The following is a 20,214-nucleotide window of genomic DNA, read 5'->3' on the forward strand; positions in this document are numbered from 1 at the left end:
TATCTTTGTCTCATTGTTTCACATAAAAAATAAGAATATGAAAAACAAGCAATGGAAAAGTGCTGGATGGCTGGCAAGCCTGATGTTTATTGGGGGATTGAGTTCCTGTTCAAATGGAGGTCAAAGTCAGAAAAACTCAGCATTGGATACACAGCCGATAGCTGGTTCGGTGGAGGTTATAAATGGAGATTCCATATGGGTTTGTAATCTGTCGGCATTGAAAGATACTGTGGTACTTCCGTTGAGTTATTTTGCAGATGAATTGCAGATTGTGAAGTTGGACAATCGGGATGAAGCATTGGTGCCTGTACGAAATGTGATTGTTTCCGACAATTATATATTAGTGTGGGGTAAGGATCAGACTCCTTTTAAGCTTTTTGATAAATCAGGGAAATTTCTTGCTAATGTGGGATCTTTCGGCCAAGGTCCCGGTGAGTATCAGCTGATTTATGATGCTCAGATAGATGAAACAGGTGGACGCATATACTTGCTTCCGTGGAATGCAAAATCTTTACTGGCTTATGACTTGAAAGGACAAGCTGTACAGAGTATTCCATTGCCTGGTTTGGTGCCGAAAGGTGTCTTCAAGGCAAATACAAAGGATTCCCTTTTGTCTGTATTCCTTCTGCCTTTTGATTATTTGCCGTATGTGGCATGGACTCAGAAATTCAATGGAGAAATACAAGATACGATACGTTCACGCCATTTAGCCATCAAACCGGACTTTAGCAATGAAGTGTATAGCAATAAAAATGGTGCAGACTTTGATGTTTCTCTTTTTGTATTTTGGGAACGTCGTCCGGACAGTCTTTATCACTATGCCAACGGGCGTTTGAATCCTCGTTTCACTATGGATTTTGCTAAGAAAGAAATCCCCATTCATGATTACAAGGAATTGCCGCGTCATTTCCTGGGAAGTACATCTGTAGAGAAGCAGCTGGATGAAAATAATTTTACTACAGAAGTGCCAGCTGATTTTATTATGGATAAAGAATCTTTGAAGGGCGCTTTCTATAAAGTAGAGAATGATTATCTGGGTAATTTGCCGATTCCCTGGTTTCCATACAATTGTTCAAATGGATATTATACAGCTAATATGGAGCCTGTGACTTTGAAGGAAACATTGGAAAAGTATCTGGAAAATGCTAAAGATATTCCGGCTACCGACCGGGAACGCATGCAGAAACTGGCAGATAGTATTCATGAGAATGATAATAACTATATTCTGTACGCTAAGTTGAAATAATAAATGAAACACTTACTTTACATTATATTGCTGTCTCTATTGTTTTTCTCTGCCTGCAAGTCGCGGGCAGAGCAGAAACAGCAGGAGTCGAACGATACGATTGTTGCAGAAACTCCAAAGATGATACAAGATGCTCCTCTGGTGGCTGGATGTGTAACTTTAAAAGACGAGGACTTCGGAGAGCTGATCGAATTGGCTGGTACCCACCAAATATTAGATGAAGAAGGTCCTGTTTTTAAAATGTCAGAACCGGAGATGTTGATTAGAGATGGATATTTCCTTTTACAAAATCGTCCTGCTATGTCTTATATCCGCCGCCAGGATGGAACGGTTGAAATAGTGAAACCGGCAGATGAAGGTCTGGACTGTTTCTTCCACTGGTATCGTTTACCGGATTTCCGTTATATCACTTCTTTCGGAATAGGAGGAAATGGACCTAATGAATTTAACTTTCCTCATTTGGTATCTTCAGGTGTGTCTGCTCCCGGTACGTATGTTTATGAAACGGGTACTATGCAACTGTTTGAAACTGATACGACGGGTGTATTGAGAGCTTTCCCTTTTACCTTTAAATCAATCAAAGGTGCTTCTTATTCAGACCGGCAGATATGTGCAGTTTCCCGGGATACTTTCTATTATGCTGATAATGTGCCGAGGGGAAAGGCGATAATTCGTACTGTTTATCAGGGAGACAGTTTGCAAACGGAGCAAATATATAATCTTGCTTTTAGTAAGAAACATCGTTCCTGGAGTCCGTATATCGGTGATTTTATAGTCTCTCCTTCCGGTAACAGGATGGTATATGCTTATAAATATTTTCGTAAAATCCTGGTAATGGATACATCTGCTCAAACTGTACGGGATATTACTTTTGATGTTGACGGTGTGGAAGCCAAGAATGATGTACTTACATTAGGCCCGGATAATGTGACTTATTATTGGGGAATATCTGCTACTGACGATTACTTCTTCCTGACTTATAGCGGACGTACTCCACTTCAGGTATCGCGTGAAAACGGTAAAGGTGATGGATATATCTTTGTGGAACAATATGATTGGGGTGGTAATCCGGTAGCCCGTTATAAACTTGACCATTGGGGCAGGGTGATATCAGATGGGAAGTTATTATATCAGGTGTGTTATATGTATGACGATCCACTTTTTCTGTATACATTGCCCGGAAAAGAATAAAATAGGTTTGCAAGATAAAGGACTAAAATGATTCATCTCTGAAAAATACTTTTTATATTTGCAGCCGTTATGGCGAAGTATATATTTTTATTTTGCATATTGTTAAGTGTATTCCTTGTATCGGGATTCGAGTCTGTATCCAATGATATGAAGGAGTACAAAGAACTTCGTGTAACAGAACTGCAACAGAGTAGACCAGAATGCAACTTATCCAATGTGAATACAGAGCAATGTAAAAAGATTGTTTATGGAGGAGAATATGCAAGTAAGGCTATTGGCAATATAGCAACATCTGTTTCACGTAGTAATATTCCTTCTTCACAAGTCCTGAGATTCAATGCATTTTCTGTTGTAGCCAAGATTGTTAAATCTATAAAAGTTTTACTTCCTGAAGAAAAGAGGTTTTCTTTTCCATATTATCTTTCTCTTACTCAATATTCCAGTAGATATTATATCTATGCTTTAAGGCGTATTATTATTTAAATCTTCCTTCTCTTATAAGGCATTCTGTGCTTTATATTCTCTTTAATTATATCAATTCATATATATTTCTGTCATAAGGAGTAGCGGGAGAGCTATATTTATGTTGCGGAATATGTATATACTTTATTTCCAATAATCAATATGTAATGGAATTTATATTAGATTTTATTCTCCACATTGATCAATACATGATAGATATTGTGCAGGAATATCATACCTGGACCTATGTAATATTGTTCATAATCATTTTTTGTGAGACAGGGTTGGTGGTTACGCCTTTTCTTCCGGGAGATTCATTACTTTTTGTGGCGGGAGCTATAGCTTCGTTACCTGGAACACCGCTTGAAGTAAATATCCTTGTTCTTATCTTGTTTTTTGCTGCTGTGTTGGGAGATTCTTGTAACTATATGATAGGGCATCTCTTTGGGTGCAAGCTGTTTAATAACCCCAATTCCAGAATATTCAAGCAAAGTCATCTGGATAAGACACATGAATTTTATAAAAAATATGGTGGCAAGACTATAATCATAGCAAGGTTTGTTCCCATTGTGCGCACTTTTGCCCCATTTGTAGCTGGAATGGGGAAGATGCATTATTACTATTTCATGGTATACAATTTGATAGGGGGAGCTGCCTGGGTAGCGCTTTTCTGTTATGCCGGGTATTTCTTCGGAGACCTTCCGGTGGTGCAAGAAAATCTTAAATTGCTGATTGTAGCAATTATAGTAATTTCCATATTACCTGCCATGATAGAAGTGGTACGAGCAAAAATTAAATCAAAGAAACAGAAATAGTCGAAAACATTTAACTAAACTATCTGTTTCTAATTATATATGCCTTATAATTTGAGGTTTCATATCTTTTTATGTAACTTTATATTTTTAATCACAATAAACAGTTTATGCCATGAAATTCTTTATTGACACTGCAAATTTAGACCAGATCAAAGAAGCCTATGATATGGGCGTTCTCGATGGAGTAACCACCAACCCTTCGCTTATGGCGAAAGAGGGCATCAAAGGAGTAGATAATCAGCGGAAACATTATGTGGAAATCTGCAACATCGTACAAGGTGATGTCAGTGCCGAGGTTATTGCTACGGAATATGAAGGTATGATTAAGGAAGGTGAAGAGCTTGCTGCACTCAACCCGCATATCGTAGTAAAAGTTCCCTGTATCGCAGATGGTATCAAGGCTATCAAATATTTCACTTCCAAAGGTATCCGTACCAATTGTACATTGGTATTTTCTGTAGGACAAGCTTTGCTGGCTGCCAAAGCGGGAGCTACTTATGTATCTCCGTTTGTGGGACGTCTGGACGATATCTGTGAGGATGGTATCGCACTGGTAGGTAAGATTGTGGAAATGTATCGGTATTACGGCTATACCACACAAGTTCTTGCGGCTTCTATTCGTCATACAGCACACATTATGCAATGTATTGAAGTAGGTGCCGATGTCGCAACTTGTCCATTGTCTGCCATTAAAGGTCTGCTTAATCATCCATTGACGGATTCCGGACTGAAAAAGTTCCTGGAAGACTATAAACGTGTAAACGGATAATAAAAATACTCTTATAAGCCTATCTTTCACGGTTTTCTTGAACAATATTCGCGAAAAATAGAATAAAACAACTATTTTTGTGCTCAATATAAATATAAAACAAGAAAAAGCTGATGAAAGAAAGGCTTATAGGATTGATAAAGACGTACATCCTTTTCGTCTGTATCTTTATATTGCAGAAACCGTTATTTATACTTTACTACAGTTCTTTGTATGCAGGTACTTCCTGGACAGATCCCTTCCTGGTTATCTGGAATGGTTTACCCATTGACCTCTCGCTGGCTGGCTATCTAACGGCTATCCCCGGATTACTTTTTATTGCGTCCGCCTGGACACTTTCCAAGACGCTCCGCAGCATCTGGAATGGTTATTATTTCTTCATTGCTATTTTACTCGCTGTCATTTTCATTGTTGATTTAGGTTTATATGAGTATTGGGGGTTCCGTCTGGATGCCACGCCGCTTTTCTATTTCTTCTCTTCTCCTAAAGATGCATTTGCAAGTATGAATATATGGCAGATGATAGGTGGAATAATAGCCATGATCGTATATGCATCCTTACTTTATGTCATTTTCCTTTGGGTACAGAGAGGCATTTGGAGGGGGCTGAAGTTACCTTATCGCCGCCTGTCCGTATCGGGTGTCATGTTGTTATTGACTGCCCTGCTTTTTATTCCTATCCGCGGTGGATTCACCGTTTCTACAATGAATACCGGTAAAGCCTATTTCAGTTCTAACCAGCGACTGAACCATGCAGCTATCAATCCGGCATTCAGCTTGATGGAATCTCTTTCCAAGCAAAAAGATTTCAGTAAACAATACCGTTTTATGGAAGCGGCACAGGCAGATGAATTGATGAAGAAGCTGGTAGATCCGCAGGTACTGGATAGTACTGTGGTAGTTCCTGATACTTTGCGCACAGCTTTATTCAAAACAGAACGTCCGAATGTTATTTTCGTCATACTGGAGAGTTTCTCATCCAAGTTGATGACTACTCTGGGTGGCGAGCCGGATATTGCCGTGCAGATGGACAGCCTGGCAAGTGAAGGAGTTCTCTTTACGAACTTTTTTGCCAATAGCTTCCGTACAGACCGTGGATTGGTATCCATTCTGAGCGGTTATCCAGCACAGCCTACCACCAGTATTATGAAGTACCCTCGCAAGACCCAGAATCTTCCTGCTATTGCAGGTAGCCTGCGTGATGCCGGATACCGTACCAAATATTATTATGGGGGTGATGCCGACTTTACGAATATGCGTTCTTACCTGATGTCTTCCGGTTTTGAAAGCATTGTTTCGGATCAGGATTTCTCCGTATCAGAGCGTTTAAGTAAATGGGGCGCACACGATCATCTTGTTTTCAATCGTCTGTTGGAAGATATAAAGGCTGAAGCGGCGGATACAACTATGGCAGATAATGCCCGTCCGTTCTACCGGGTATTGCAGACCTCCAGCAGTCACGAGCCTTTTGAGGTTCCCTATCGTCGTCTGGCGAATGATCGTTTGAATGCTTTTGCCTATACTGATAGTTGTGTAGGTGACTTTGTGAAGCGTTTTCGTGAATTGCCGCAGTGGAAGAATACGGTAATAGTATTTGTGCCCGATCATCTGGGAGCATATCCCGAACAATTGAATAATCAGTCGGTAGACCGCTATCAGATACCTCTGTTATTGGTTGGCGGTGCAATTAGCGAACCAAGACGTATTGATGTGTACGGTTCACAACATGATATTGCTGCTACTCTGTTGGCACAATTATCCTTGCCTCATCAGAAGTTTGTATTCAGCAAAGACATGTTGAATCCTGCTTCTCCTCATTTTGCTTTTTTTGCAGTTCCGGACCTTTTCGGTATGGTAACACCGGAAAACCTGCTGATATTTAACTGTGAAGCAGATGCTGTAGCAGTAGATGAAGGCACTGCGAAAGGAGGGAACTTGCTGCCGGGCAAGGCTTATTTACAGAAATTGTATGATGACATTGCTAAAAGATAAAACAAGATGATGCTATTAGACATTTTGAATCAGGTAGTCGATATTGATACTGATATATTCCTCTCCATCAACCGGATGCACAGTCCGTTCTTTGATTATTTTATGAGTGCATATAGTGGTAAATGGATTTGGGTGCCTATGTATGCTGCTATCTGGTATGTCATGCTGCGCAATTTCCACTGGAAAGTGACTTTGTTCTGTATGATTGGGTTAGCACTCGTCATTACCATTGCTGACCAGACAGGTGCAACGTTGATACGTCCTTATGTGGAGCGCCTTCGTCCGGCTAATCTGGAAAATCCGATATCCAATATGGTGCACATTGTAAATGGTTATCGGGGTGGGCGTTATGGCTTTCCTTCTTGCCACGCAGCCAATACTTTCGGACTGGCATTCTTTATCTGGTTCCTTTTCCGTAAGCGATGGCTCACCGTATTTATAATGGGATGGGCACTGCTGACTTGCTATTCACGCATTTACCTGGGAGTACATTTCCCGGGTGATCTTCTGGCAGGTACACTTATCGGATTGATTGCAGCATATATCGTATATCGCCTTTTTCAGAAAGTCAGCGGACATAAGACAATGGAAAAAGTTCCCCATATTTATGCTCCGATATTGGTTGGAGGATTAACAATATTGGGGATACTCATCTATTCCGCAGTAATGGTATTATAGATTAAAACTGATAATTTACCGTCGCCATGACTTCCCTCGGGCGTATATTCAGTCGCGAAGTATAACTTTGTGTGGCTGAATACGTCGTATAAGCATACTCTTTCTTGTTGAAGAGATTGTTGAGACTTGCTTCCAATCTCCATTTTTTTCTTTTATAGATAAGGGATGCATCTGCAAACACAGTATTGAGATGTGTATGTTCTCCTAAATCATTCCGGTAATGTTCGCCGGAAAGGCGCAGGTCTACTTGTCCAATGCTGAATGTGAGATGTAGCCGTTGTACAAAGTCCAGCAATGGGCTGAGGCGGGTATCGCTTCCTATCTTGCTACCGCCATACCCCAATGTCGCATGATATTCTGCTTCAAAGAGATCTGCGGGCGACCATATAATCTTAGGTTCTGCTTTCAGGTAATCATAACGGTAAGTTTGCAAAAGACTTTGTTGGTCGCTATCAGTCAGGCGCGTAAGTTGCTCCCCGTTGCTACGACTGAGCAGCAGGGTAAGAGAGGTTTTCAGATGCCAGTCGTATATGCCTTTGGACAAGGTACTGCTGAGGTTCCAGCTATCGCTGTGATTCGGCAGCTCACGTTGGGTGTAGACAATTGCATTTTCAGAAACACTTTGCTCAAAGAGGGTATTCCGATTACTGCGACTGTAGGTCAGCGAGGCTGTGACAAAGAATTCTTGCACGGTATTTTTATATTCACCATAGAGATTATAAGTCTGCGTAGTGCTCGTTGGAAAAAGGCCGTTACCGCTTCGCCAGGTACGGTAGTCGGTTTGGTAAAGTCCCGGATATAGGTCGGAGAAATCTCCTGCCGAACGTTTCAGGCTGCCATAGAGAGAGAACGTCCAATGGTAATCCAGTTTGTAACGCAAATACGTGGACGGATTGAATAATAGGAATGATCGTTGCTGTGAGAAGTATCGTTGTGCTTTTAGGGGCAGTGAAAGTGTAGCCAGCCATTTACCCCGTTGCAACTGGAAATAGGGGTTGAAATACAATGACAGGTTAGAGGCGTTGAAGTCATTAGGTTGTGTAGGCGGAATATACTTCATAGTAGCCCGTTCCCCTTGTATTCCTGCTTTGTATTGCTGGGTAAAGCCGTTGTACTTGCGCAGATATGCCGCACTATTATCTGTATAGAAACTGTGCTGATTGAATTTGCTTTTTCCTTCTTCAAGTAATAAAGATGCGGGCTGGTAAGCATACTGCGTTGCCGAGCGGAATTCCCAGGTACTATTTTCCCGGTTCCGGATAAGATTGAAATAATTTCCCGCACTCAGCCGGGAAGTTCGTAGAGTTTGTCTGAGTTCTTCCGAACGACCATGGTTTATTTCCCCATCCATTGTGAAGCGGTTGGATATATAGTTGCGATTGCTGTTATCTTCATAACGAAGTTCCAGATTGGCGGCATCACTTCTCAGGCGATAATGATAAGTTTCATCTATTTGTATGGTATCCGTTGGCTGATAATAGATTTGCGTATTTCCCCGTTGTTGCCGGATCACGTCATGAGTGTATCCAGCTTGCATACGTAAACTGCGATCTTCATTCCATTTGTACATCCGGTTGCCATTCAGGGTGTGCGTCTCATTAAACAATAAGCGTTTTTTATCCAACGGTGCACTGATGCCCGGCTGTGCTAGAAAACCGGAAAGTGGCACTTCCTGCCAACCGCTTCCTGTCAATATTGTCTGTTCGTTGCTGAGGTCCTTGCCATTGTTATTCGTCTTGTAATTGTAGACACTCTGCTTGCCTTTGCCCAGTTGAAGGGCATTCAGCCCGCCTTCCCATAAGAGTTTATCATTGTCATCGCTCCATCCGACGCCCAGTGTAGTGTTAGCTATCCATTGATCCCGCGCTTTCGGATCGAGTTTCAGGTTCAGAGCCACTTCTTCAGAGTTAATCTTTCCTTTCAGGGCCTTTACGGACTGACAGTTTTCCATGATTTCAGCCGTTTTCACAGCTTTGGCACTCAGGTTATTGTTGATCTGGTTGTAGCGTCCGCCAGTGACGTCCATTCCCTCTACAAAGTAGTGGTCGATGGCTTTCCCTTTGTACTTAACTTGTCCATTTTCATCGACATCCACGCCCGGAAGTTTCTTCAATACATCCTTGATATGCACATCTTTAGAGGAAGCAAACTGTGCCAGATCATATCTTACCGTATCTTTTCGGGTATTGATGCGTCCCGGACGTATCTGTACTTCTTTCAGCACAATAGCTTCCGGTTGTAGGCTGAGATTCAGGGTTCCTGCCGCATTGATATTTCGCATTTCTCTTTTATAGCCTAACAAAGAGATATTGAGTTGCAGCGTTCCGCTATGCTTCCACGGTAAAGAAAATTGCCCTTTAGCATCGGTTAGTGCATAGTCTATCATTGTGTTTCCGCGTAATACACTGATCATGACTGCCTCCAGCGGTAGATTGGTTTCTGCATCTGTTATCTTGCCCTTCAATGTCTGGGCGTGGGTAGACGACAAGAAACTAAAGAGAAACAGAAAAAATAGAATAGTAATTTTTTTATTCATACATTACAATAATTGATTATTTGGCAATCGAGGCTTGTTGTAATTTTTATACAAATACGGTGCTTTCGTAATTTGTTGATTATCAGTATGTAAAAAAGAGGTTATTTAAGTATACGACTGAATGGCATTCACTATACGACTGAATAGGGTTCAGTATACGACTGAAATGCATTCAGTATGCAACAGATTTCACGAACGATTACGGGTGTGGAGAAATATTATCGTTCCAACGGGTTATAAGGAACATTCTTCGGGTTCTTGGTTGCATTGCCATGTTCATCTTTTATAGTAACAGTGACGTTCGGCATGCTTCCGGTGATAAATCCTACCGGGTCGGCATAATAACGTTCGTGCACTTTGTTGTATGCTTTGCGGTTCATCGGTTCGTGCTTCTTTCCATCGAAGAGTATGGGTCTGTATGTGTGGCACTGTTCCATACCGGCAGCGGTAAATGAATAATGCCCTTCACTGTCTTCGGCTTTTAGTATCAGTCCGGGTAGTCCGCAAAGCTTCCAGGGACCTTCGCTGACGGGGATTTCTGCAGTAAACCATGCCGTCCATGTCCGGCCTTTGAATTGACATTCGGCTTTGCTGCAAAGGTAGGAGAGGACACTATCGTTTTCTGCCAGTATCTTCCACTGTGGATGTTCTTCCGCTTCTTCGCAACGCAGGCGTGTCATGCCTGCCACTTCGTCGAGGGTTGTTACTTTTCCACTGGGATAGCCTTTGAAGGTACGTTCACCCAATTTGCTTTGCCCATATTGCTTCAGGTGTTCATTGATGGTTTCCTGTGAGGCTTTGTTGGCAAAATCCACTGCCAGTACGGAGTCGCATACATACTTGGTGTAACTGTAGAATTTGGAGAGATTTTTGCCTACTTCCAGCATCATGGTTTCTTCCGTAACATTTTCCGGTTTCTCCGGATTGATGATGCAGCGCGTTTCATATTGCACAAGGAGTTGTGCTTCGCCGATGGTATCATTCTGTATTTTCGTTCCATCAGAAACAATAATTTGTGCCTTTGCTTGTGATGCGCATAGCATGGCGAGACACAGATTGAGGAAAATAATTCTTGCACTCATAGTTTTTACATTTTTAGAAGTTTGACATACTGCTTCCAGCGATTATTGTACTGCAAAACTATGCGGATTTTGCTTCAGAAGAGGGCGAAAGTTATTACTGAAATATTACGCGGCGTATAATATCTGCCTCGCACGTACTTATATTTGCAAGCTAACTTCTACCTTTGCCGGTACCAAATGAAGGTCCTTTTGAAAGAGGCCTTAAAAAGAGGAACAATTATGGAACGACGGATTAAGATAGTTTGGATATTCTCCATTGTAGCGATGCTGCTCATTACATGCGGACAGGCTTACTGGCTACGTAACCAATACCAGTACATGAATGATGAACAGATCAATGATATCTATGATCGCATCTTGCAGACTACCCAACAGTATGACTCTATCCGTGCTCCCCAGCCCAAGAAGGTGCTTAGTAGTAGTAATATGTTTTTCTATCAACTGAGTAAATCTATTGATTTGGAAGCGCGGACCACTATCGACGAATTAATTTTAGGGGTTCTGAAAGGACGGGAGCTAGAGAGCGTGGGACAGGTGAATATAGAAACCCTCAAAATAGAGCAGCAGGATTCTGCCAGTACGGATGATAAAGAGAGAGAGGCAAAGCGCAGAGAATGGGCATTGGCGTTAGATACCCTTTTGCCGGAAGAACGGATTATTGTGAAGGATTCATTCAAGATCAATATGTCCGATAAAGATGCTCCTAACTTGAACTCTATTATTAATCTTTATCGTTTAGAGTTGGATATACCTTTTGCATTGCAGCAATTTGATTCCTTGCTTGCCATACGTTTGGACGAACAAATGTTTACTACGCATCTGGTCGTTTCTGAAGATTCCACTTACCAGTGGAATGCCGAACTGAAGCGGCAAGGCACTTTATTCAATCCGTACATCGAAGTAAGCTATCCCTATAATCCCCTGAAACATCAGTTGCTTCTTGTTACTGTGAAGGTTTCGCCTCATGCAGTACTTGTGCGTATGGGGTGGCAGTTATCCGGCAGTATCTGCCTGATTTTCCTATTAGGGCTTTGCTTGCTGTTTCAGATAAAAACCATCCTGAAGCAACGCCGGATCGACGAATTGCGAAAAAGCTTTGTAAACACCATGATACATGAATTGAAACGGCCTGTACAGGCTCTGAAAATGTGTATTGCTTTCCTGAATGACAAGTCTTTGCGAATGGATGAGAAAGCAATGGACGAAGTGATCCATGATTCTATGTCCGAACTGGATAATCTGTCGGCCTATCTCTCAAAGTTGCGTGATATGACGCGTGCCGATGATGAACATACACAACTTTCTGTTCGTACGTTCGATATAAAAGCGAGTCTGGAAAAGCTTGTCCGACTTTGTCATATTCCGGAGGATAAAGATGTTTCTATTGAGACACATTTCAGTACGGAGACTTTGGTGACGGCAGATCCGGTACACGTTTCCAACATCATCAGTAATCTGATAGAGAATGCTGTGAAGTATTCAGGTACTTCTGTGCACGTCGTTGTAGATTGTCTTTTGCAAGATCATCAGTTGATGATACGGGTATCTGATGATGGTATCGGCATTCCGGTTTCCGAACAGAATCGTGTATTCGATAAATTCTACCGGGGCAGTAATCTTCCTGACCGCTCATTGCCGGGTATCGGTCTGGGTCTGAGTTATGTAAAATTGCTGGTAGAGGCACACCATGGGACTATCTCTTTAAATAGTCAGGCGGGTAAGGGAACGACAATAGAAATTAATATACCTCAATAAGATGAAACCTTTGAAGATACTTTTTGCTGACGATGATTTGAAATACTCAATGCTGCTGAAGCGCTTTCTTGAAAAAGAAGGTTACGAGGTAACTTATGCCGGGAATGGAAGCATTGCTATCGAGCAATTTCCTCTTGTGAAACCAGATTTGGTGCTACTTGATATTAATATGCCCGGTCACAATGGCTTTGAAGTTGCCGAACGTATCCGCGAGACGGATAAGCATGTACTCATATTCTTTCTTTCCGACCGTAGTGATAAGGCCGACCGTCTGCAAGGTTTCCAGCTTCGTGCGAATGATTATCTTGCCAAACCGTTTTATCCGGAAGAACTTATAGCCCGTATTCGTGAACGTTTCACTTCACAGCTTTCCGATACGGTGGAGGAGGAGACTTATCATTTCGGCCAGTCTGTCTTCAATTACAGTACCAATGAAATACGAACGGGAAATAATAAAGTGCTTATTACTTCCCGTCAGGCAGAGATTCTCCGCTTGTTGGCGAAGAACCTTAATTTGTCTGTAGACCGTGACTTGTTGTTGAATACAGTCTGGAGCAGTACCTCTTATGCAAACTCTCTGGCGCTGAACGTGCAGATTACTTATTTGCGCAAGGCACTTCGCAACGACTCTTCGGTGAAGATAGAATCGTTGATGAAGAAAGGCTATGTATTGAAAGGCTGACATGAATCAGCCTTTGATGACTGCAATCGGTGATAAAGTCGTACGAATCTGTACCAAGTCTGCTTGGTTAGCCATTAAGGCATTTGTAGTTCATTAAAAATATAAGGTGTCAAAAAGATAATATATAAAGGAAGTTTTATTGAATATTCCCTAACTATATGGATTGTTTATTTTATTTCTTCAATTCTTATTACACTTTCATTATTTCTGTAAAAAGTACCCTTCCACTTACCTGTTATTTCAATCCGTTCATTGGTTTCATCACCAATGAAATAAGCTCGGTATGTAGCAGTTACTTCACGTTTAATAATAGTAGCATCATAGTATAGAGTACAGTGTGGAGGCACTGTTATACTCTCCTCAACATGATTGTCGGAAAGATAGGCATACTCTTCAAGTGTAAAAGGTACTGTTTGTCCTCCAGAGAGATAGCGGAAATCATCAAAAATTAAGTTACCGGTAGGGATGCTTACTTCATTGACTGTTTGGTTCAAAAGTTGGAAGTATTTTGGATCATCATAATAAAATTGAGAGACTTGTTCATAGTCCATGGCTGGATCCATTGTAACAGTTATTGTAGATGAACTCCCATTTTCATAAATTTCCGGCGTTACATCTATTATTGTTTCTTCAACTTTATCATCATAAAGCATAGCCCATTGTATGCCATCAAATGTGTAGCTTGTATCTTTGATCTCATTATCATTGCTGCATGCTACACTACTGCAGAGTACTATTATTGCAAATAGTCCTGTCTTTAGAATTTCTTTAATTTGTGTCATATCTTTCAGTCTTTAGTTAGTCCATATTGTGAATAGAACTCCAAATGTATGATAATTATTTGGAATGAAGGCTGTTATTACTGTTAAAAGTTCAGCCATAGCTTGAAAGAAGACACTTTTTCTTCGCTCACCGTTATCTTATCCTTATGAGGAGGTTTCACGTGAAGTATTATTTTCCCGTTAAAATAGGGTGCTGCATGCACTATGGCATCAATACAGACAATAACCTGACGATTGGCACGGAAAAAACGTTGAGGGTCCAATTGTTCTTCAAGTCGGGTAAGGGAAAGGTCTATAATATGTTCCTGTCCGCTTTTTGTGACGGCAAAGGTGATCTTATTTTCTGAATAGAAATAGGCAATATCACTGACTTGCAAAGCCCAGAATTTATCTACTCCGGCAATGAGGAAGCGGGTACGGTAACTCTTTTCCTGCTTTTGCAGACTTTGAATCAAGTCTCCTATGTAATTCTCTTGTTTATAGTCTTTTCCTTTCAAGGTTTCATATTTCACAATGGCATCCAGTAGACGTTTCTCATCTACAGGTTTCAATATATAGTCTATGCTGTTCACGGTGAAGGCACGGATGGCATATTGATCATAGGCTGTTGTGAAGATAATCAATGAAGAAGGTTGTGCGGCAGTGAGGAAGTCGAATGAATTGCCATCCGATAGCTGAATATCCAGAAACAGGATATCCGGATGAGGCTGTGTCTTGAACCAGGCGATGGCATCTTCCACACTTCCGGGTAATACGGTAACCTCCCAGTCGGGACGCAACCGTGTGATGATAGAAGATAGCAGGCGGGCGGCGGGTACTTCATCTTCTATAATGGCAGCAGTCAGTTTACTCATAGATTAAAGGGACTTTTACAGTGAATATTTGGTTCTCGTTATTGATAAGAATGTCGGTACCTATCATTAGTTTGCAACGGTTCGATAGATTCTGCAGGCCTACTCCCGAACTTATGTCGCTCTTCTTGATATGTATCGGATTGCTGACCACCAGAAAGTGATCGGTGATGTATACCGTAATCTCCATAGGTTTATTGCTGTTGATGGAGTTGTGCTTAATGACATTTTCCACTAATAGCTGCAGGGTGAGTGGGGGAAGTTGATATTCCATAGCTTCGGTTGGTATTGTGATGTTGCAGGTGATACAATTGCCTAATCTGACTTCGTGCAGGAAAAGATAGGAGTGAATAAATTCTAATTCTTCACCTAATGTAATCAGGGTTTTATCCTGCGATTGAAGTACATAGCGATATACATCCGAAAGATTTCGTGTGAAGCGTACGGCATTTGCCGGATTATATTCTATCTCGGCTATCAACGTATTCAGACTATTAAAGAGAAAGTGAGGGTTCAGTTGATTTTGCAAGGCGGTATATCGGGCTGCGTTATTCTCTTTCTGTAATTGTGCTGCTTTTTGTTGCAGCCGGAGGGCGTTCTTAATGGAGCGATTGGCAAGTAACAATCCCAGGATAACAAGTTCTACCAACCACACCACTAATAAAATACGTACTCCTCCTATCTGGAAAGTGAATGGATTATCAGCTCTTCCTATTAACTTGGCAGTCACTAACAGACCATAATTCAGCAGTAGAAACAATAGCATTACAGATATATATACCGCTATGAACTTCCACTTCCAGCGCAAATTGTTGGAATATAGGCGGTTCATCCATGAACTGATACGAAGGGTGCAATATCCCAATATATTGAAAGTGGCAACGACAAAAAAGAATGCACCCGGTGTGTGGATTATATTCGTAACTTGCGGAGTCAGATTTGTATAATTAGCCAACAGCAGAAATGAGAAAATTCCCAATCCTGAAAAGAGTAGGCTGTATAAAAGAGTGTTCCACTTCATAAGTACAAAGTTACGAATTTCCACTTATCATTTATATTGGTTCAATGCTTTTATTAATGCCGAGTACTGTCCTTGTGCGGAAGCTTTGGCTTGTACATGGTTTATTTCAGCGTTTTGCCGGTAAGTCTGCGCTTCAATAACCTCTACAATGGATATCTCGCCTTCATTATAGCGTTCCATGGCTTGGCGTTCGTTTTCGTGAGCTTTCTTCAGCGATTGCTGGCTTAGCTGTACCTGACTTAATGCCTGTGACAGGGAGAGACGGGCAGTTTGTATTTCCAGATCGACTTTATCCTGAATCTGATTTAGATTGTCTCTTGCCATACCTATCTTTTGGTTGGAAGCCCGTTTCTCATTCCGTCGCTTTCCCCATTCAAACAAAGGTACGCTGATCTTGGCATACACTGCATAGTTGGGATCCAGATCGGCACGCAAGTCATAACCCGGAGAAGAATAACTGCCATCTACTCCTACATATAGCTGCGGCTTATACCTTGAATCGTTCAGCTTTCGTGAACTCTCCGCCATCTTAATCTGGTCATGAGCTATCTTGATTTCGGGACGTGGAATAGCAAGTGCCAACCGCGAACTGTCCGAAGTATCTACTTGTGGAATAATTGTATCTATAGGAGTAGCTTCCTCCAGAGGTAACCCGATCAGGGAATTGAAAGCCATTAATCCGGTATCAAATTCTTTTTGTGCTTGAAGCAATTGAAATTCAGCATCGTTTAGTTTCACCTCAGCCATTAGCAGGTCCTGGGGATTAACCAGCGAGACTTCCACCCGTTCACGGATTGTTTGAGTCAGTGAGGCAATAGAGTTCCGATAGTCTGCAACAATGCCTACGATCTCTTGGCGGGCTACGGTATTCCAGTATTGAATATCCGTTTGAAAACAGACTTCGGATAAGAGCTGTTCCTTCTGGTGTGAGGCCAGAGAGTGTTGATGCTGTGCCATGCGGATGCTTTCAAGTAAGTGCCCGCCTGTATATATAGGTTGCAGTAGGGTAAGGGAAGCGCCATATTTGGTATCGCGCCCTTGTATATGGAGTGGGTTATCCATACCCGGCAGGTTCAGGTTGAGTTCCAACGGATTTCCGGTATATTGAAAATTGGCATTGCCTGATAGTTTTGGTTTCAGGTCTGCACGGGCAGATTTCTCCAGTTCAATGCTGGCTGCCAGATTTTTCTCCGCCGCTTTCAGGTCGTGGCTGTATTCAAGAGCCATCGACCTGTATTTCTCCAGCATCGCACTTTGCTGGCCAAAAGCGAACGGATCACACAACGATAGAATAAAAAGGATATATAATTTCTTCATAATCTATTTCTTTTTTACTTGATAAAACAGTGAATAGAGTGCCGGAGTGACGAACAGAGTCAGCAACGTTGCAAACGTCAATCCAAAGATAATAGTAGCCGCCATACCACCGAAAGCCACGTCGAACAATAGGGGAACCATACCTAGGATCGTAGTAGTGGCCGCCATCAGTACAGGTCGGGTACGCGATACGGTAGATTCGATAATGGCAGTGTAGGCAGGTACTTCCGCCCGGCGTTGTACCTGTATCTCATCCAATAGTACAATCACATTTTTGATAATCATTCCTAGCAAACCCAGCCACCCGGCAATGGGGAAGAAGCCAAATTCAAACCCTGTCATCAGCATACCTACAGCAACACCGATCAGGGATAATGGTAGCACACACAGAATGATTAGCGGATCGCGGAAGTTACCGAACAAAGCAACAAGAATGACTACCAATGCAAGGAATGCCAACGGGAAGAATTTGGCTATGGCTTGCATGGCTTCGCGCTGGTCCTTGTATTGGGCGTCCCAGAAGAAAGTGTAGCCTTCGGGAAGCTGGATCGATTCTATTTCCTGACGAATTTCACCGTGCACTTCTGCCATGGTATGTCCGGCTTTTACCCCACACATAGCTGCCATGGAGAGTTGTCGGTTGTAGGTACGCATCTGCGGCCATTCCCAAGCAGTTTCAATCTTTTCGGTGACTTGCGACAAAGGAGCAGAGTTCTGCCCGTTCCATACAGAAAAGTCCCCCAATCCCTGTGCGTCGGTAATATCAGTATCTGCAGATTTAAGTTGTACGGGAACTTTCTTCTCATTGTCACGGTAGACTCCCACAGTCAGCCCGTCATTGATAGATTTAACGGACTCTATCATGGTCGACTTTGTGATACCCAATGCACCAGCTTTTACCGGATCATAGACAGGGCGGATAATAGGTGTCATATTGCCCCACTCATTGCGTGCATCCGCTACTTTGGGATTTCTACGCATAATCTCGATAGCCATACCTGCCAGTGAATCGAGTACTGCAGGATCAGGACCCAGGAAACGGGCTTCGATGACAGCTTCCGTCAGCGGACTCAGTTCGAATTTGTTCACCTTGATAAGTGGTCCCGGGAAAAGCGTACGAATGGAATCTTGCAATCTGGAGCGTAGTGCTTTGGTTTCTTTGGAAGACCGTGCTTTTACCAGCAATTGTGCATAATTGGATTGTGGACCGAAAGATACATTAGACAGATAATATCTGGGCGGCGTCCGTCCTATGTAAGTGGATATCATTTCTGTTTCTTCCTGATTACGAATATAATCAGCCATTTCCGAAGCAAAACGATCGGTTTCTGCAATATCCGTGCCTTCGGGTAACCATACGTCTAATGTAAAATAAGGTTTCTCCAGCGCAGGTACAAAGACTTTTGGGATGAACTTGAAACTCCAGGCGGAAACAACGAGTAATACAATCATCAGTCCTACTGTGGCATAGCGGTGACGAATAACGAAATGCAGCGCTTTTCGGAAAGAATCGTATGCCCGGCCTGAGAATAGTTCACTCTTTAATTCCGAAGGTCGCGGACGACGTACAAATTCCTGAATAAAGAATGGTGTTTGTGTCAGTGCAAATACCCAACTGAACATGAGTGATACACCGATAACAATTACCAAAGAGGATAACAATTCACCTGTGATATGCGGTGAATAATAAATAGGCAGGAATGTTAGGATAGCTATGACTGTAGCTGCCAATAGGGGTAAAGCGGTAGCAGAACATGCTTTCATGATGGATGTACGTTTTCGCATTCCCCGTTGCATATTCACCAGTGCAGAGTCGGAGACTACAATGGCATTGTCTACCAGCATTCCCATAGCAATGATGATGGCCGCCAATGACATACGTTGCAGGGCAATTCCCCCCGCCAGCATCACAATTAGTGTAGCAAAAATGGAGAATACCAATCCGCTGCCTACTAATAAACCATTCTTGAAACCAATAAAGAAAAGCAGGATGGCCACTACAGTAATAACAGATACTATCAGGTTGATAATAAAACCTTGATTGGCTACGGCAGACTCATGTCCTTGATCATAGATAGAGGTGAGTTCGAAATCTTCCGGTATGTTCTTTTTTAATTCTTTGATGCGTGTTTCAACCGCCTTTGCCATATCTACCACATTACCGGTAGGTACAGTGGAAATGGCAATGCCTACGGCTGGTTTCCCATCTATGCGCATCAGGTTGCTGGCAGGAGTCTGGTAACTTTCGTTGATGTCGGCAATATCTCCCAGACGGAAATGCTCTCCACTACGTGAAACAATGGTGAGTTGGCGTATCTCGTCCAGCGAATAGAAATTACCTGTGGACTCGATACGGATACGTCCTGTACCAGCCGTAATTCCACCTGCATCCACTACCTTGTTCTGGGCATTGAATGCATTGGCTATGTCCGCTGTAGTGATGCCACTGTGGGACATCACTGCCGGACTGACTACTACATCTATCGTAGGTGTTTGCGTTCCGTAGATTTCGATACGGGCAACATCCTTTACTTTTAATAACTCATTCTTGATAAGCTTTGCCTGATCTTCCAGTTCACGATAGCTGCGGCCTTCGCTTGTCAGTCCATAGAAAACACCCAATACATCGCCGAAGTCATCATTCACAACTGATGGACCGGCACCGGCGGGAAGCTTGCTTTGTGCATCTCCTACTTTACGTCGCAGTTTATCCCAAAGCTGTTGCATCTCATCGGCACGTGTCTCTTTCTTTACATATACGGTGATTTTGGAAAGCCCCGCACGGTTTTCCGTTTTCAGGTAATACAGTTCGCCTAAAGACTGGATGGCTTCTTCCAATACATCCGTCACTTGGCTTTGTACCTCTGAGGGAGAGGCACCGGGATAAGGAGTCAGTACCAATGCCTGTTTGATGGTGAAAGGAGCATCTTCCAGTTTCCCCATCTTGATGTATGAAAAGAGTCCGCCGGCAAGTACCAGTACCAACAGGAGAATGGTAACCGAGCGGCGTTGCAGGAAATATTTGATTAGTTTCAT

Annotated in this window: 16 protein-coding genes; 9 read left to right on the forward strand and 7 right to left on the reverse strand. The window is 42.4% G+C overall.

Annotated elements, in window-relative coordinates; translation table 11 throughout:
* Positions 1–37 precede the first annotated feature (37 nt).
* The 7 genes from DW182_RS00635 to DW182_RS00665 all read left to right on the forward strand — a co-directional run bounded on the left by DW182_RS00635 (position 38) and on the right by DW182_RS00665 (position 7,152).
* Positions 38–1,246 carry a 6-bladed beta-propeller gene (locus tag DW182_RS00635; RefSeq protein WP_118294323.1) on the forward strand — a complete coding sequence of 403 codons (1,209 nt, stop codon included), beginning with the start codon at positions 38–40 and terminating at the stop codon, positions 1,244–1,246.
* A gap of 3 nt (positions 1,247–1,249) precedes the next feature.
* Positions 1,250–2,437 carry a BF3164 family lipoprotein gene (locus DW182_RS00640; protein WP_115501589.1) on the forward strand — a complete coding sequence of 396 codons (1,188 nt, stop codon included), beginning with the start codon at positions 1,250–1,252 and terminating at the stop codon, positions 2,435–2,437.
* Between the two features lie 147 nt (positions 2,438–2,584).
* Positions 2,585–2,920 carry a hypothetical protein gene (locus tag DW182_RS00645; protein WP_225663086.1) on the forward strand — a complete coding sequence of 112 codons (336 nt, stop codon included), beginning with the start codon at positions 2,585–2,587 and terminating at the stop codon, positions 2,918–2,920.
* 146 nt (positions 2,921–3,066) lie between these two features.
* Positions 3,067–3,714 carry a DedA family protein gene (locus DW182_RS00650; protein ID WP_021968285.1) on the forward strand — a complete coding sequence of 216 codons (648 nt, stop codon included), beginning with the start codon at positions 3,067–3,069 and terminating at the stop codon, positions 3,712–3,714.
* Positions 3,715–3,826: 112 nt separating this feature from the next.
* The gene (fsa, locus tag DW182_RS00655) at positions 3,827–4,483 is read left to right on the forward strand and encodes a fructose-6-phosphate aldolase (protein ID WP_007664365.1); all 657 of its coding nucleotides are present in this window, start codon (positions 3,827–3,829) and stop codon (positions 4,481–4,483) included.
* A gap of 113 nt (positions 4,484–4,596) precedes the next feature.
* Positions 4,597–6,474 carry an LTA synthase family protein gene (locus tag DW182_RS00660; RefSeq protein WP_118294324.1) on the forward strand — a complete coding sequence of 626 codons (1,878 nt, stop codon included), beginning with the start codon at positions 4,597–4,599 and terminating at the stop codon, positions 6,472–6,474.
* A 6-nt stretch (positions 6,475–6,480) separates the two neighbouring features.
* The gene (locus DW182_RS00665) at positions 6,481–7,152 is read left to right on the forward strand and encodes a phosphatase PAP2 family protein (protein WP_115501592.1); all 672 of its coding nucleotides are present in this window, start codon (positions 6,481–6,483) and stop codon (positions 7,150–7,152) included.
* A 1-nt stretch (position 7,153) separates the two neighbouring features.
* Here DW182_RS00665 and DW182_RS00670 read toward each other — a convergent pair whose 3' ends face one another.
* Positions 7,154–9,688 carry a carboxypeptidase-like regulatory domain-containing protein gene (locus tag DW182_RS00670; protein WP_118294325.1) on the reverse strand — a complete coding sequence of 845 codons (2,535 nt, stop codon included), beginning with the start codon at positions 9,686–9,688 and terminating at the stop codon, positions 7,154–7,156.
* Between the two features lie 218 nt (positions 9,689–9,906).
* The gene (locus DW182_RS00675; RefSeq protein ID WP_117691474.1) at positions 9,907–10,770 is read right to left on the reverse strand and encodes a GLPGLI family protein; all 864 of its coding nucleotides are present in this window, start codon (positions 10,768–10,770) and stop codon (positions 9,907–9,909) included.
* Positions 10,771–10,989: 219 nt separating this feature from the next.
* Between DW182_RS00675 and DW182_RS00680 the strand changes: the two genes are divergently transcribed.
* Together DW182_RS00680 and DW182_RS00685 are read left to right on the forward strand one after the other, a co-directional pair.
* Positions 10,990–12,525 (forward strand): HAMP domain-containing sensor histidine kinase, encoded by a 1,536-nt coding sequence (locus DW182_RS00680; protein ID WP_044533307.1) that lies wholly within the window; start codon positions 10,990–10,992, stop codon positions 12,523–12,525.
* A gap of 1 nt (position 12,526) precedes the next feature.
* The gene (locus DW182_RS00685; protein ID WP_118294326.1) at positions 12,527–13,207 is read left to right on the forward strand and encodes a response regulator transcription factor; all 681 of its coding nucleotides are present in this window, start codon (positions 12,527–12,529) and stop codon (positions 13,205–13,207) included.
* A 167-nt stretch (positions 13,208–13,374) separates the two neighbouring features.
* Here the strand turns inward: DW182_RS00685 and DW182_RS00690 are convergent, their stop codons facing one another.
* The 5 genes from DW182_RS00690 to DW182_RS00710 form a co-directional block, all read right to left on the reverse strand.
* Positions 13,375–13,989, reverse strand: coding sequence for a hypothetical protein (locus DW182_RS00690; protein ID WP_118216454.1), 615 nt, complete (start codon positions 13,987–13,989; stop codon positions 13,375–13,377).
* Between the two features lie 83 nt (positions 13,990–14,072).
* Positions 14,073–14,843 (reverse strand): LytTR family DNA-binding domain-containing protein, encoded by a 771-nt coding sequence (locus DW182_RS00695; RefSeq protein WP_118216455.1) that lies wholly within the window; start codon positions 14,841–14,843, stop codon positions 14,073–14,075.
* Positions 14,836–15,861: a sensor histidine kinase gene (locus tag DW182_RS00700; protein WP_118294523.1), complete on the reverse strand. Its 1,026-nt coding sequence runs from the start codon at positions 15,859–15,861 to the stop codon at positions 14,836–14,838. Before DW182_RS00700 ends, DW182_RS00695 begins: the two co-directional genes overlap by 8 nt.
* A 27-nt stretch (positions 15,862–15,888) precedes the next feature.
* Complete coding sequence (locus tag DW182_RS00705; RefSeq protein ID WP_118294327.1) at positions 15,889–17,178, reverse strand: TolC family protein; 1,290 nt, start codon at positions 17,176–17,178, stop codon at positions 15,889–15,891.
* Positions 17,179–17,181: 3 nt separating this feature from the next.
* Entirely contained in the window at positions 17,182–20,214 is a 3,033-nt protein-coding gene (locus tag DW182_RS00710) for an efflux RND transporter permease subunit (RefSeq protein WP_118294328.1), read from the reverse strand.

The organism is Bacteroides sp. AM16-24 (genome assembly GCF_003471885.1).
Lineage (GTDB): Bacteria > Bacteroidota > Bacteroidia > Bacteroidales > Bacteroidaceae > Bacteroides.